Here is a 13,743-nt window from a genome sequence, read left to right on the forward strand (position 1 = left end):
GGCCAGTATCACGGTGCCGCGCAACCAGATTCGGTCCACCGCCTCGCCCGACCACTCGGCCCCCGCGACGGCGGCCTCGTCGGTGACGTCTCCGGCGGCCGCGCCACCGCCGCCGACCACGCCGGCGGGCCCGCGTCAGGTCACCTACTCGGTGACCGGCACCAAAGCCCCTGGAGACATCATTTCGGTGACCTACGTCGACGCGTCCGGCCGGCGGCGCACGCAGCACAACGTGTACATCCCCTGGTCGATGACGGTCACCCCGATCTCGCAATCCGACGTTGGCTCGGTCGAGGCGTCCAGCCTGTTCCGGGTCAGCAGGCTCAATTGCTCGATCACGACAAGCGATGGAACGGTGCTCTCGTCCAACAGCAACGACTCGCCGCAGACGAGCTGCTGATGGTCAGCAGATATTCGGCTTATCGGCGCGGCGTGGACGGTGCGGTGGTGGTGCCCGGGTTGGCGAGCTTGGTGGTATCGGTGCGCGCGAAGAGCAGCGACACCGACACGACGAGAGCGATAGCGGCCCCGATGGCGGCGATTCCCACCACCCAAGGCCAGCGCGCGGTACTCCGCTCGTCGTCCGCGCGCGAGGCCTCGTCGAAGTCGTCGTAGTCGTACAGCCGCAGATCGGCCGGCACGTAGGGGCCGGTGGTGAAATGCTCGGACTCCGGAGCCGAGTAGGCGCGCGAGTACACATCCGTCTCGTCGGTGTGATTCGTCTCGGCGTGTTCGGCGCTGTCCGCAACCGGATCCGGCTCGTCCTCGGCATCGCTGCCTGCGCGAGATTGCGGATTGTCGCCCAGCGGTCCACCGGAGTCCGGTTCGTGGCTGATCGGGTCGGCAGGGTCGGGCCCGTCAGGATCCCATCCCGGGGGTCTCGACCCGCTCATCTCTGCCTTTGCCTACCCTGTTCGACTGCCTCACCTGCGCGCAAGACTCCGCGATTCACATCGTTGCGGGCGCGCTGGGACGCTCCTCCTTTGCCTGGGCAAAACACTACCGAACCCCGAAGGGGCAAAGCCGTCGTGGCGAAGGGCCCAACAATCACGTGATCTGATTGTGACCTTTATGCCGCGAATCAGTGCTTCTCGGGACCGAGGTAATACTCGAAGACCAGCCCGGCCACCGACGTCAGGACGAACATGATCCCGGCGACCATCAGCCACGGCAACCACAGCGCGATGCCGACCGCGACCACCGAGCCCGACAGCGCGACGAGAATCGGCCACCAGCTGTGCGGGCTGAAGAAGCCCAATTCGCCTGCCCCATCGCTGATCTCAGCGCCCTCGTAGTCCTCCGGCCGGGTGTCCAGCCGGCGCGCCACAAAGCGGAAGAAGGTCGCCGTGATCAACGCCAGGCCACCGGTCAGCACCAGCGCGGTGGTGCCCGCCCACTCCACCCCGCCGGTGGCGAAGACCGCGGTCAGGGCCCCGTAGAGCACAGCAACCACAATGAAGAACCCGGCAATGAATTCGAATAGCCTGGCTTCGATATGCATTTGGTGTCCTAACCTACTGACTTCCGGCCAATTGACCGCGCTTGGTGTCGAACGGATGGGTGGTCACCGCGAGCGGGGCCTGCCCGATCGCCTGCAATGCCTCGGCGTTGCTCTTTCCGCCCATGCGCTGCTGCAGGTAGGCCTTGAAGTCGTTGGGCGTCACCACCCGAACCTCGAAGTTCATCATCGAGTGATACGTGCCACAGAACTCGGCGCAGTGGCCCACGAACGCACCCGGCGTCTGGATCTCCTGCGTCTGGAAGACATGCACCGAGTTGTTCGCGTCCGCGTTCGGGATCACGTCGCGCTTGAACAGGAACTCCGGCACCCAGAACGTGTGAACCACGTCCGCGGACGCCAGATCGAATTCGATGCGCTTGCCCGTTGGCAGCACCAGCACCGGGATCTCATCGCTGGATCCCAGCGTCTCGACCTTGTCGAAGTTCAGGTACTGGCGGTCCGATGTGTTGAACCCGCGGACGGCACCGACGCGCTCCTCACCGTGCGCGTCCTTGCCCTCCGGCTTGGACAGCATGGCCTTCTTGCGCTCGGGGTCCGTGCCGTCGTAGGTCAGCGTGCCGTCTTTGAATGCGACGCGCTGATAGCCGAACTTCCAGTTCCACTGGAAGGCCGTGACATCGATCACTACCTCGGGGTCCTTGGCCAGGTGAAGCATCTTCTCCTGCACCACCACGGTGAAATAGAACAGCACCGAGATGATGAGGAACGGCGTCACGGTGAGCGCCAGCTCCAGGGGCATGTTGTAGCCGAACTGGCGGGGTAGCTCGGTGTCGGTCACCTTTTTACGGTGGAAGGCCGACGCCCAGAAGATCAGCCCGAACACGATGCCGCCGACCACGAGCGAGGCGATCACCGCGCCGATCCACAGTTCGCGGTTCAGGTGCGCCTCCGGGGTGATACCCCGGGGCCAGCCCAGGGCCAGCGCGTCCGCCCAGCCGCTGCATCCGCTCAGGAACAACGCCAGCACGCCCAGCGTCAGTGCCAGCGCGAAGGGCCGAAGACGACGGGAAAGACCCTTCCCCGTACCCCCGGAACGGCGCCGAAAGCTGCCCTGCGACAAACGTTGCGAACGGTCCTGCTCGCGAGGGGTCACGTTAGCGCCTCCTGCTCGGATATCGAATACTACGCAGCGTAGACCACGCACCTGAGCCCGGCGACGAAACCCCGGCCCGCCAGCGTGCCCGGCCATTCACGACGTGCCGGGTGCGACGTCCGCGCACGCCCGGAAAGTGCGGCATACTGGGGCGCCGTGTGTGGTCTGCTGGCGTTCGTTGCCGCGCCTGAGGGCGCGGATGATGAAGCGGCCGCTGCCCGAGCCGACGATGCCGTCGCGCGCGCGTCGCATTCGATGCGTCACCGCGGGCCCGACGAGCCCGGCACCTGGGTGGATCCGGACACCGACGGCTCCGCCGTTTTCGGCTTCAACCGGCTGTCGATCATCGACATCGCGCATTCGCATCAGCCGTTGCGCTGGGGGCCGCCCGAGGCGCCCGACCGCTACGTGCTGGTGTTCAACGGCGAGATCTACAACTACCTCGAGCTGCGCGACGAACTGGCCGCCCGGCACGACGCCGCCTTCGCCACCGACGGCGACGGTGAGGCCATCGTCGCCGGCTACCACTACTGGGGCACCGACGTCCTGACCCGGCTGCGCGGCATGTTCGCGTTCGCGCTGTGGGACACCGAGACGCGTGAATTATTCTGCGCCCGAGACCCTTTCGGCATCAAGCCACTGTTCATGGCGACCGGTTCCGGCGGCACCGCGGTGGCCAGCGAGAAGAAGTGCCTGCTGGACCTGGCCGAGCTGATCGGATTCGATACCGGGATCGACGAGCGGGCGGTACAGCACTACACGGTCCTGCAGTACGTGCCCGAGCCCGAGACGCTGCACCGGGGTGTGCGGCGGCTGGAATCGGGCTGCTACGCGCGGGTCCGCCCCGACCGGCTGCAACCGGAGGTCACCCGGTATTTCACGCCGCGCTTTGCCGCGGTGCCGATGACCCGCGACACCGAACGGGCCCGGTACGACGAGATCACCGCGGTGCTCGAGGACTCGGTGGCCAAGCACATGCGCGCCGACGTCACCGTCGGGGCGTTTCTGTCCGGCGGGATCGACTCCACCGCCATCGCGGCGCTGGCCATCCGGCACAACCCCAGGCTGATCACGTTCACCACCGGTTTCGAGAGAGAGGGCTTTTCCGAGATCGACGTCGCGGTGGCGTCGGCCGAGGCGATCGGCGCCCGCCACATCGCCAAGGTGGTCAAACCCGACGAGTTCGTCGCCGCCCTGCCCGAGATTGTCTGGTACCTCGACGAGCCGGTGGCCGATCCCGCGCTGGTGCCGCTGTTCTTCGTCGCCCGTGAGGCCCGCAAGCACGTCAAGGTGGTGCTGTCCGGGGAAGGCGCCGACGAGCTGTTCGGCGGCTACACGATCTACCGGGAGCCGCTGTCGCTCAAGCCCTTCAACTATCTGCCGCGGCCGTTGCGGCGGTCGATCGGCAAGGTGTCCAAGCCCCTGCCGGAGGGAATGCGGGGCAAAAGCCTGCTGCACCGCGGCTCGCTGACGCTCGAGGAGCGCTACTACGGCAATGCCCGCAGCTTCTCCGACGCGCAGCTGCGTGACGTGCTGCCCAACTTCCGCGAGGAATGGACCCATACCGATGTCACCGCGTCGCTGTATGCCGAATCGGCGGGCTGGGATCCGGTGGCCCGCATGCAGCACATCGACCTGTTCACCTGGCTGCGCGGCGACATCTTGGTCAAGGCCGACAAGATGACCATGGCCAACTCGCTGGAGCTTCGGGTGCCGTTCCTGGATCCCGAGGTGTTCGCCGTCGCCTCGCGGTTGCCGGTCGAGGCCAAGATCACCCGCGCGACGACGAAGTACGCGCTGCGGCGCGCGCTGGAGCCGATCGTTCCGGCGCACGTGCTGCACCGGCCCAAGCTCGGGTTCCCGGTGCCGATCCGGCACTGGCTGCGCGCCGGCGAGTTGCTGGAGTGGGCCTACGCGATGGTGGACTCGTCGCAGGCCGATCGCCTGATCGACCTGGCCGCCGTGCGCCGGATGCTCGACGAACATCGCAGCGGCGTCAGCGATCACAGCCGTCGGCTGTGGACACTGCTGATCTTCATGCTCTGGCACGCGATCTTCGTCGAGCACACCGTGGTGCCGCAGATCAGCGAGCCGCACTATCCCGTGCAGCTCTAGCGTGCGGTCTTCGAGTATGAAGCCTCGGCGCAGGATTTCGGCGTGTCGCCACCGTCAGCTCACACTCGACGCCGTGGGTACACAGCCGGCGCGGCCGGGCGAAGCGTCGCTCTACGCGAGGACCGCGGCGATCTCGGCGGCAGCCTCGTCGCCGTAGGCGTCGGCCAGCCGGGCCTTGGCGACCGCGAGGTCCCACGTCCACTCCTGGGTTCCGGTGGACTCCAGCACCAGGACGGCGACCAACGAGCCCAGCTGAGCCGACCGCTCGAGGTTGAGCCCGGCGGTGCGGCCCGTCAGGAACCCTGCCCGGAACGCATCGCCGACGCCGGTGGGGTCGGTCTGGCTGGTCTCGGGCACCACGCCGACGTGGGTGGTGGTTCCGTCGCGCTCGACGATGTCGACGCCCTTGGCGCCCAGCGTGGTCACCCGCAGGTCGACCTTCTTCTGCACGTCGGCCTCGGACCAGCCGGTCTTGGAGAGCAGCAGTTCCCACTCGTAGTCGTTGGTGAACAGGTAGGCCGCCCCATCGACGAGCTTGTCGATCTCCTCGCCGGACAGGCGCGGCAGCTGCTGGGACGGGTCGGCGGCGAACGGCAGGCCGAGCTTGCGGCACTCCTCGGTGTGCACCACCATCGCGTCCGGGTCGTTGGCCCCCACGATCACCAGGTCGGGCTTGCCCGCGGACGCGACGTCGGCGAGCTTGATGTTGCGGGCCTCGGACATGGCACCGGGATAGAAGGATGCGATTTGGGCCATGTCCAGGTCGGTGGTGCAGACGAACCGCGCGGTTTTCGCGGTCTGCGAGATCAGCACGTGGTCGCAGTTGACGCCGTGCGACTGCAGCCACTCGCGGTACTCACCGAAGTCGTCGCCGGCCGCACCCACCAGCGCCACGTCGCCGCCCAGCACGCCGATGGCGAAGGCGATGTTGCCCGCCACGCCCCCGCGGTGAATCACCAGGTCGTCAACCAGAAAACTCAGGGACACCTTCTGCAGATGGTCGGCCAGCAGGTGCTCGGAAAACCGGCCGGGGAACCGCATCAGATTGTCGGTTGCAATCGAACCTGTCACCGCGATCGTCACGAAAACTCCATCCTTCGTTAGTAAGGTTATCTAGCTTACTCACGCGTCTCGACCGTCGCTGTGTGCACTCCTCGGCGCGGGGCAGTGCGCTAGCCTCCCTAGGGAACTCACTCAAGTCGCCGGGATCACATTGCTCGGGCCGCAACCCGATTGCAGTCCCGTCTACCACCGTAGGAGAACCACGATGGCAGGTCCGCACTCGCCGAACCACACCGTCGGCGGCGGCAATGGCGGACCGAGCGGACATGAGCCCTCAAGCCAGTCCCAGCCACTCGAGTTTCCCGATGACCCCAGCACCCCGGGCTTCGCCTCAGCTCCGCAGGCAGGACCTGCTCCCGCCAATTATGCCGGGCAGCCTCCCGCGCCCGTCCCGTACCCGCGATCCAAGCGGAGGCTGATCGTCGGCATCGTGCTGGCCATCGCGCTCTTCGCCGTGCTGACCGTGGCCATCGTGTACGGGGTCCGCACCAACGGCGCCAACACCGGCGCCACGTTCTCCGAGGGAGCGGCCAAGTCGGCCATCCAGGGCTATCTGGACGCGCTCGAGCACCGCGACATCGACGAGATCGCCCGCAACGCGCTGTGCGGCCTTTACGACGGCGTCCAGGACAAACGATCCGACCAGGCCCTGGCCAAGCTCAGCAGCGACGCATTCCGCAAGCAGTTCTCCGAGGTCGAGCTGACCTCGATCGACAAGATCGTGTACCTGTCGCAGTACCAGGCCCAGGCGTTGTTCACCATGCGGGTGTCGCCGGTGAGCGGCGGCCCGATGCACGGGCAGGTGCAAGGCATAGCGCAGCTGCTGTTCCAGCGCGGCCAGATCATGGTCTGCTCGTACGTGTTGCGCACGGGCGGCTCGTACTAGACAGAACCGTCAGCCGGACCGCGCGGTCCGGCTGACGAATTTGCGGGATTAACCGATCAGTTGAACGAGTCGCCGCACGCGCACGATCCCGTGGCGTTGGGGTTGTCGATGGTGAAGCCCTGCTTCTCGATGGTGTCCACGAAGTCGATGGACGCGCCTTCGACGTAGGGCGCGCTCATCCGGTCCACCGTCAGCTTCACGCCGCCGAACTCGACGGTCAGGTCGCCGTCCAGCGCACGGTCGTCGAAGAAGAGGTTGTAGCGCAGGCCGGCGCACCCGCCCGGCTGCACCGCGATGCGCAGCGCGAGGTCGTCGCGTCCCTCCTGGTCCAGCAGGGACTTTGCCTTGGTGGCGGCGGCCTCGGTCAGGATCACGCCGTGGGTCGTCGTGGCGTTCGACTCGTTTTGCACCGTCATTGCTTCTCCTACATGCCTCATCGTTGGGTGGGGTCGATCAAGCCCGAAATCGCCAGCTCGCGCCGGGCGATCCGGACCGCCCGAAAGTCCACTCCATCAACGGTACCTTGCAGGACCGGTATTCCCGAGTCGCGCCGCAACTACGGATGCCAGCCCCATGAGCTGGTTGGCCGCGTCGGCCTGTGCAAGTCGCACCGATCCGGCGTGCTCCGCGATGGATAACGCGGCCATGATGCCCGCCGAACGCACGGTCGCGTTGTCCAGGTCGACCTGGCCGGCAAGCACGACCACCGGAATTCCCCGCGGCCGGGCCGCGTCGGCGAGAAACCCGACCACCTTCCCGTGCAGGGACTGCTCGTCGAACCGGCCCTCACCGGTGACGATCATCTCAGCGGTGTCCAGGTCGTCGGACAACCGGGTGTGCTCGGCGATGATGGCCGCCCCGGACTCGCAGCGCCCGCCGAGCGCCAGCAGCCCGGCGCCGATGCCGCCGGCGGCCGCGGCGCCCGGCTCGGCGCTCACGTCTCGTCCGGCCACCGCCTCCAGGATCAGCGCCCACGCCTGCAGGCGAACTTCCAGTGCGGCGACGGTGGCCGTGTCGGCGCCCTTCTGCGATCCGAACACCCGGGCCGCCCCCCACGGTCCCAGCAGGGGGTATTCGGTGTCCGAGGCAGCGATCAGCTCCACGTCGGTCAGTTTCCGCCGGGCGGAGTCCAGCCCGCCGAGTTCGGAGATCATCCCCTGCCCGCCGTCGGTGCAGGCGCTGCCGCCCAAGCCCACCACGATGCGGCTCGCTCCGACCCGCAACGCCTCGGCGATCAGCTGGCCGACGCCTTTGCTGTGCGCCGCCATGGCGGTCTCCGGGCTGGGTGCTCGGCCGATCAGAGCCAAACCGCACGCTTGCGCGCACTCCAGGTAGGCGGTGGCCGAGCCGCGATCGAACACCCAATCGGCGTCGACCGAGGCTTTCAGCGGTCCGGACACCCGCAGGCGCCGCGTCTCCCCCAGCCGGCTGGCCAGCACCTCGACGAAGCCGGGGCCGCCGTCGGATTGCGGGGCGACGATGAACCGGTCGCCGGGCCGCGACCGCGTCCAGCCGGTCGCGATCGCGGCGGAGGCTTCGAGGGCCGACATGGTGTCGCCGTAGCAATCCGGGGCCACCAGAACTTGCATGGCGGGCAGTTGAAGACGGCCGGGGGCCAGGCCGGGACCCTCGTCAGAGTCCATTGACCCGTTGTCCATCAGAAGCAGCCGTTCATCTCGTGTAAGAGTAGGGCCAAGCGAGGCACTAAGCAGGTCTAATAGAAAGGCATTCCAGGCGAATTCCGGCGCGGGTCTTCCGCGAAGTAACCTGGCCACTGTGAAGCTGTTGGGCCGCAAGAAGGGCCAGGACACCGACCTCGACGAGAGCGCCGCCGCGCCGGCCGCCTCCGGCGTTGCAGGCGCCTCGGGCGCCGGCCGCGATGCGCAGCGCACGGGTCCCAAGGGGCGGCCCACGCCCAAGCGCAACGAGGCCCGCCGCAACACCAGGAAGGGCCCGATCGCGCCCGCGCCCATGACTGCCTCCGAGGCACGGGCCCGGCGCAAATCGCTGGCCGGTCCCAAGCTCAGCCGCGAGGAGCGCCGGGTGGACAAGGCCGCCGGCCGTGCCCGCATGTCGGAGCGCCGGGAAAAGATGATGGCCGGCGAAGAGGGCTACCTGTTACCGCGCGACCAGGGACCCATCCGCCGCTACGTTCGCGACGTGGTGGACTCCCGGCGCAATCTGCTGGGCCTGTTCATGCCGTCGACCCTGTTCTTGATGTTCGTCATGTTCGGCGTGCCGCAGCTGCAGCTGTGGATGTCGCCGGCAATGCTGGCGCTGATGGCCGTGATGAGCGTCGACGGCCTGATTCTGGGCCGCAAGGTCAGCAGGCTGGTCGACGTGAAATTCCCGAGCAACACCGAAAGCCGTTGGAAGCTAGGCCTTTACGCCGCAGGACGGGCGTCTCAGATGCGCCGGATGCGGGCGCCGCGGCCCCAGGTCAAGCACGGCAGCAGTGTCGATTAGAGCTCGCCGGAAGGCCGGCTGACACCGGTGCGCACCCTGGTGCTCGGCGGGATCAGGTCGGGCAAATCGCAGTGGGCGGAGGAAGCCATCGCCGACGGGTTGCCGGCCGGACAGGCGGTTCACTACCTGGCGCCCGGGCCGACTGCCCACGACGATGCGGCCTGGGCGCACCGGATCGCCCAGCATCGCGGCCGCCGGCCCGCGCGCTGGTCGACCATCGAAACCGACAACGTCGCAACGCAATTGCGTCAATCGCCGGAAACCCCCACGCTGGTCGACGATCTGGGCACCTGGCTGACCGGCGCGCTGGACCGCACCAACGCCTGGGATGGCGGCTCGGTGGCGGTCCCCGTCGATGACTTGGTAGCCGCGGTAGGCGACTTCGCTTCCCCACTGGTGCTGGTCAGCCCGGAGGTCGGGTTGACGATCGTGCCCGCCACCACCTCCGGACGCCGGTTCGCCGACGAACTGGGCAGCCTCAACCAGCGCCTCGCACGGCTGTGCGACCGCGTGGTGCTGGTGGTGGCCGGGCAGCCGGTACCGATCAAACGGCCGGGGGCCTGATGGAATTCGCCGCCGTCTCGCCGCCCGATGCGGGGGCCGCCGCCGCCGCCCGTGCCCGCCAGGACACCCTGACCAAGCCCCACGGTGCGCTGGGCCGCCTCGAGGACCTGTCGGTGTGGGTCGCTGCGTGCCAAGACCAATGCCCGCCTAGACAATTCGAGCGCGCCCGGGTGGTGGTGTTCGCCGGTGACCACGCTGTCGCCCGGTCGGGGGTGTCGGCATATCCACCCGAGGTGACCGCGCAGATGGTCGCCAACTTCGACGCCGGCGGGGCCGCGATCAACGCCCTGTCCGACATCGCCGGCGCGACGGTGCGGGTCGCGGACGTGGCGGTCGACGCGGACCCGCTGACCGAACGGATCGGCGCCCACAAGGTGCGGCGCGCCAGCGGTGACATCCGGGTCGAGGACGCGTTGAGCGACGACGAGACCGCGCGGGCGCTCGAGGCCGGTGCCGCCATCGCGGACGAGGAGGTCGATGCCGGGGCCGACCTGCTGATCGCCGGCGACATGGGGATCGGAAATACTACGGCCGCAACGGTATTGGTGGCGGCGTTGACCAACGCCGAGCCGGTCGTCGCGGTTGGGTTCGGCACCGGGATCGATGACGCCGGATGGGCCCGCAAGACGGCCGCGGTGCGTGATGCCCTGTTTCGGGCGCGGCAGGTGTTGCCGGACCCGGTCGCGCTGCTGCGCCGTGCCGGCGGCGCCGACCTGGCCGCGATGGCCGGCTTTTGCGCGCAGGCCGCGGTCCGGCGCACGCCGCTGCTGCTCGACGGCCTGGCGGTGACGGCGGCCGCTCTGGTCGCCGAGCACCTGGCGCCGGGCGCCCGGTTGTGGTGGCAGGCCGGTCACCGGTCCACCGAGCCCGCTCACACACTCGCGCTGACGGCGCTGGATTTGGAGCCGATTCTCGACCTGCGGATGCGCCTGGGCGAGGGCACCGGCGCTGTGCTCGCGCTGCCGGTGCTGCGCGCCGCGGTGGCCGCGCTTTCGACGATGGCGACCTTCACCCAAGCCGGTGTGTCCAACCGGACCGACGGTATCAATCAGGCCGCTCCCCCGTCGTGATCCGTTCTTTGGCAACGGCTTTCGCGTTTGGGACGGTGCTGCCCGTCCCGGGCGGTGGCGACGCGCCGATGGGCCGCGGCGCCATGACCGCGCTGCCGGCGGTGGGCGCGGCCCTGGGGGTGTTGGCCGCGGCGGTGACCTGGGGTGGGACGTTGACGTTCGGCCGGTCCAGCCCACTGCCCGGTGTGCTCGCGGTCGCGGTGCTGCTGTTGGTGACCCGCGGCCTGCATCTCGACGGTGTCGCCGATACCGCCGACGGCCTGGGCTGTTACGGGCCGCCGGAGCGCGCGCTGGCGGTGATGCGCGAAGGATCGACCGGGCCCTTCGGCGTCGCGGCCGTTGTCATGGTGATCATGGTCCAGGCGCTGGCGTTTTCGGTGCTGGGGGCCACGGGCCGGGTCCTCCCCGGACTGACCGCGGTGGCCGTGGCGGTTTTCGCGGGCCGGGTTACGGCGGTGCTGGCCGGCCACCGGTCGGTGCCGGCGGCCGACGGCAGCGCCCTGGGCGCCCGGGTCGCCGGGAGCCAGCCGACCGAGGTGGTGGCGGCCTGGGTCGCGGTGCTGCTGGCCGTTTCGCTGGTGGCCGGGCCGCGGCCGTGGCAGGGACCGGTGGCGGTGCTCGTGAGCCTGGGCTGCGGCGCGATGCTGGTGCGGCACTGCGTTCGCCGATTCGGCGGCATCACCGGTGACGTGCTGGGCGCCGCGATCGAACTGACCGTGACGGTGGCCGCGGTGCTGCTCGCGGGTCTGGTGCACTTTTGACCCCGAGCGCCCGGCTGGCGGGGCGCTAATCCCCGAGCGCCCGGCCAGCCGGCGACCGAGCGCGTCAGCCCAGTTTTGCCATCCAGCCGTGGGTGTCGGCGAAGGTGCCGCGCTGAATACCGGTCAGGGTGTCGCGCAGCGCCATCGTCACCTCGCCCGGTTGGCCGTCGGCGACGGTGAACTCGGTGTCGCCGTACTTGACTTGCGAGACGGGGGTGATGACCGCGGCCGTGCCGCAGGCGAACACCTCGGTGATCTCCCCCGCGGCGGCCTTCTTCTGCCATTCGTCGATATCGATCCTGCGTTCCTCGATGGCGAACCCGGCGTCAATGGCCAATTGCAGCAACGAGTTTCGGGTGATGCCGGGCAGCAGCGAGCCGGACAGCTCCGGGGTGACCAGCCGCGCCGACCCGCCGCTGCCGAACACGAAGAAGATGTTCATCCCGCCCATCTCTTCGACGAAGCGCCGTTCGACGGCGTCCAGCCACACCACTTGGTCGCAATCGTTGGCCGCGGCCTCGGCCTGAGCCGACAGGGAGGCCGCGTAGTTGCCGCCGAACTTGGCCGCGCCGGTACCGCCGGGACTGGCCCGCACGTACTCCGTCGACACCCATACGGTGACCGGGCTGATGCCACTCTTGAAGTAGGCGCCGGCCGGCGAGGCGATCAGCAGGTAGCGGTAGCGCTTGGACGGACGCACCCCCAATCCGGGCTCGGTGGCGATGACGAAGGGGCGCAGGTACAACGCCTCCTCGCCGCCGGCGGCCGGGACCCACGCGTTGTCGACCGCGACGAGCTGGCGCAGCGATTCCATGAACAGCTCTTCGGGCAGCTCCGGGATCGCGAGCCGGCGCGCCGAGGACCGCAGCCGGGCGGCGTTGGCCTCGGCGCGAAAGGACACGATTGAGCCGTCGGCCCAGCGGTACGCCTTGAGTCCCTCGAAGATCTCCTGCGCATAGTGCAGCACGATCGCCGACGGGTCCAGTTCGATGGGGCCGTAGGGGATGACGCGCGCGTCGTGCCAGCCCCCGACGGTCTCGTCGTAGTCGATCGACACCATGTGATCGGTGAAGTACTTGCCGAAACCGGGCTCGGCCAGGATGGTTTCGCGTTCGGTATCGGTTGCCGGAGTTGCCGAGCGCGAAACCGTGAACTCGAGGGAGCCACTGGTCATTGGCTGATTGTATATCCGCCTAACGAATCGGATTTCGCCCGCGCGAGCCGCACGGCTAACGGGTTTTCACCGCCACGAACGGCGGGCGCACGACTTCGCATGCGGCGCGACGGCCGCGGACGTCGACGGTGACCTCCTGACCGTCCTCGATTCCGGCATCGGTGTCGATGAGCGCCAGCGCGATCCCGGCCTGCAGCGTGGGGGAAAACGTGCCCGAGGTAGTGACTCCCACCGGGGTGTCGCCGGCGAGCACCGTCAGCCCGGCACGCAGCACGCCACGGCCCACCATCCGCAGCCCGCGCAGCAGCCGCGCCGGACCCGCCTCCTTCTCGGCCAGCAGGGCGTCCCGGCCGAAGAACGCTTCCTTCTTCCAGCCGATCGCCCAGCCGCAGCGGGCCTGCAGCGGGGAAATGTCGAGTGCCAGCTCGTGGCCGTGCAGCGGATAACCCATCTCGGTGCGCAGGGTGTCGCGCGCGCCCAGGCCGGCAGGCTCGCCGCCGGCCGCGCGGACCGCCGCGGCCAGGGCGTCGAACACCACACCCGCGGAGTCCCACGGCGGCAGCAGCTCGTAGCCGTGTTCGCCGGTGTAGCCGGTGCGGCACACCCGCACCGGTACGCCGGAGAAAGACGTGTCCGCGTACGCCATGTAATCCATGTCGGCGGCCAGGCCCAATTCGCCGAGCACGTCAGCCGATCGCGGTCCCTGCACGGCCAGCACGGCATATGCGCGGTGTTGATTGGTGATGGTCAGCCCGCTCGGCGCGGCGGCCTGCAGTGCGTCGACGACGGCGGCGGTGTTGGCGGCGTTGGGCACCAGGAAGATTTCGTCGTCGTCGACGTAGTAGGCGATCAGGTCGTCGACGACGCCGCCGGATTCGGTGCAGCACAGCGTGTATTGCGCCTTCCCCGGCCCGATGCGATTCAAGTCGTTGGTGAGCGCGGAGTTGACGAACGCCGCCGCGCCCGGGCCGCGGACCAACGCCTTGCCCAGGTGGCTGACATCGAAGAGGCCGACCGCCGCGCGGGTCGC

13 protein-coding genes and 2 pseudogenes are annotated in these 13,743 nt (G+C 68.7%); 7 read left to right on the forward strand and 8 right to left on the reverse strand.

Annotation, left to right across the window (positions count from 1 at the left end):
• Positions 1-400: pseudogene (locus A5652_RS16905) on the forward strand (MmpS family transport accessory protein); the annotation flags it as partial.
• Positions 401-428: 28 nt separating this feature from the next.
• On the opposite strand, the pseudogene A5652_RS16910 reads toward A5652_RS16905, so the two are convergent.
• The 3 genes and pseudogenes from A5652_RS16910 to A5652_RS16920 form a co-directional block, all read right to left on the reverse strand.
• A pseudogene (locus tag A5652_RS16910) lies at positions 429-893 on the reverse strand (hypothetical protein); the annotation flags it as partial.
• Positions 894-1,081: 188 nt separating this feature from the next.
• Positions 1,082-1,501 carry a cytochrome c oxidase subunit 4 gene (locus A5652_RS16915; protein WP_067353700.1) on the reverse strand — a complete coding sequence of 140 codons (420 nt, stop codon included), beginning with the start codon at positions 1,499-1,501 and terminating at the stop codon, positions 1,082-1,084.
• Between the two features lie 13 nt (positions 1,502-1,514).
• Positions 1,515-2,615 carry a cytochrome c oxidase subunit II gene (locus A5652_RS16920; protein WP_156745389.1) on the reverse strand — a complete coding sequence of 367 codons (1,101 nt, stop codon included), beginning with the start codon at positions 2,613-2,615 and terminating at the stop codon, positions 1,515-1,517.
• A gap of 156 nt (positions 2,616-2,771) precedes the next feature.
• Between A5652_RS16920 and asnB the strand changes: the two genes are divergently transcribed.
• Positions 2,772-4,730, forward strand: coding sequence for an asparagine synthase (glutamine-hydrolyzing) (asnB, locus tag A5652_RS16925; RefSeq protein ID WP_067353704.1), 1,959 nt, complete (start codon positions 2,772-2,774; stop codon positions 4,728-4,730).
• A gap of 111 nt (positions 4,731-4,841) precedes the next feature.
• Here asnB and A5652_RS16930 read toward each other — a convergent pair whose 3' ends face one another.
• Positions 4,842-5,813 (reverse strand): carbohydrate kinase family protein, encoded by a 972-nt coding sequence (locus A5652_RS16930; RefSeq protein ID WP_067353707.1) that lies wholly within the window; start codon positions 5,811-5,813, stop codon positions 4,842-4,844.
• Positions 5,814-5,997: 184 nt separating this feature from the next.
• Here A5652_RS16930 and A5652_RS16935 point away from each other — a divergent pair, with 184 nt between their 5' ends.
• A complete protein-coding gene (locus A5652_RS16935) occupies positions 5,998-6,678 on the forward strand; it encodes a hypothetical protein (RefSeq protein WP_067353710.1) in 681 nt (226 codons plus the stop codon).
• A 56-nt stretch (positions 6,679-6,734) separates the two neighbouring features.
• Here the strand turns inward: A5652_RS16935 and A5652_RS16940 are convergent, their stop codons facing one another.
• Together A5652_RS16940 and A5652_RS16945 are read right to left on the reverse strand one after the other, a co-directional pair.
• Complete coding sequence (locus tag A5652_RS16940) at positions 6,735-7,094, reverse strand: iron-sulfur cluster assembly accessory protein (protein ID WP_067125889.1); 360 nt, start codon at positions 7,092-7,094, stop codon at positions 6,735-6,737.
• A 96-nt stretch (positions 7,095-7,190) separates the two neighbouring features.
• Entirely contained in the window at positions 7,191-8,267 is a 1,077-nt protein-coding gene (locus A5652_RS16945; RefSeq protein ID WP_067353737.1) for a glycerate kinase, read from the reverse strand.
• Between the two features lie 187 nt (positions 8,268-8,454).
• On the opposite strand from A5652_RS16945, the gene A5652_RS16950 reads away from it, so the two are divergent.
• From A5652_RS16950 to A5652_RS16965, 4 genes are read left to right on the forward strand one after another with little or no spacing between them, the layout of a single operon-like run.
• A complete protein-coding gene (locus A5652_RS16950; protein WP_067353713.1) occupies positions 8,455-9,144 on the forward strand; it encodes a DUF3043 domain-containing protein in 690 nt (229 codons plus the stop codon).
• Positions 9,145-9,171: 27 nt separating this feature from the next.
• Positions 9,172-9,708: a bifunctional adenosylcobinamide kinase/adenosylcobinamide-phosphate guanylyltransferase gene (locus A5652_RS16955; protein WP_067353717.1), complete on the forward strand. Its 537-nt coding sequence runs from the start codon at positions 9,172-9,174 to the stop codon at positions 9,706-9,708.
• A complete protein-coding gene (gene cobT / locus A5652_RS16960; protein WP_156745390.1) occupies positions 9,705-10,778 on the forward strand; it encodes a nicotinate-nucleotide--dimethylbenzimidazole phosphoribosyltransferase in 1,074 nt (357 codons plus the stop codon). Before A5652_RS16955 ends, cobT begins: the two co-directional genes overlap by 4 nt.
• A complete protein-coding gene (locus A5652_RS16965; protein WP_067353724.1) occupies positions 10,775-11,539 on the forward strand; it encodes an adenosylcobinamide-GDP ribazoletransferase in 765 nt (254 codons plus the stop codon). The genes cobT and A5652_RS16965 overlap by 4 nt, the downstream gene beginning before the upstream one ends.
• Positions 11,540-11,603: 64 nt before the next feature.
• On the opposite strand, the gene A5652_RS16970 is transcribed toward A5652_RS16965, so the two are convergent.
• Together A5652_RS16970 and gcvT are read right to left on the reverse strand one after the other, a co-directional pair.
• Positions 11,604-12,713, reverse strand: a complete 1,110-nt coding sequence (locus A5652_RS16970; RefSeq protein WP_067353727.1) for a branched-chain amino acid aminotransferase — start codon at positions 12,711-12,713, stop codon at positions 11,604-11,606.
• A 55-nt stretch (positions 12,714-12,768) separates the two neighbouring features.
• The coding region (gcvT, locus tag A5652_RS16975) for a glycine cleavage system aminomethyltransferase GcvT (RefSeq protein WP_067353730.1) at positions 12,769-13,743 on the reverse strand (975 nt) is incomplete at its 5' end.

Origin of the sequence: Mycobacterium sp. 1165178.9 (genome assembly GCF_001673555.1) — a bacterium.
In the GTDB taxonomy this organism is placed as follows: Bacteria; Actinomycetota; Actinomycetes; order Mycobacteriales; family Mycobacteriaceae; genus Mycobacterium.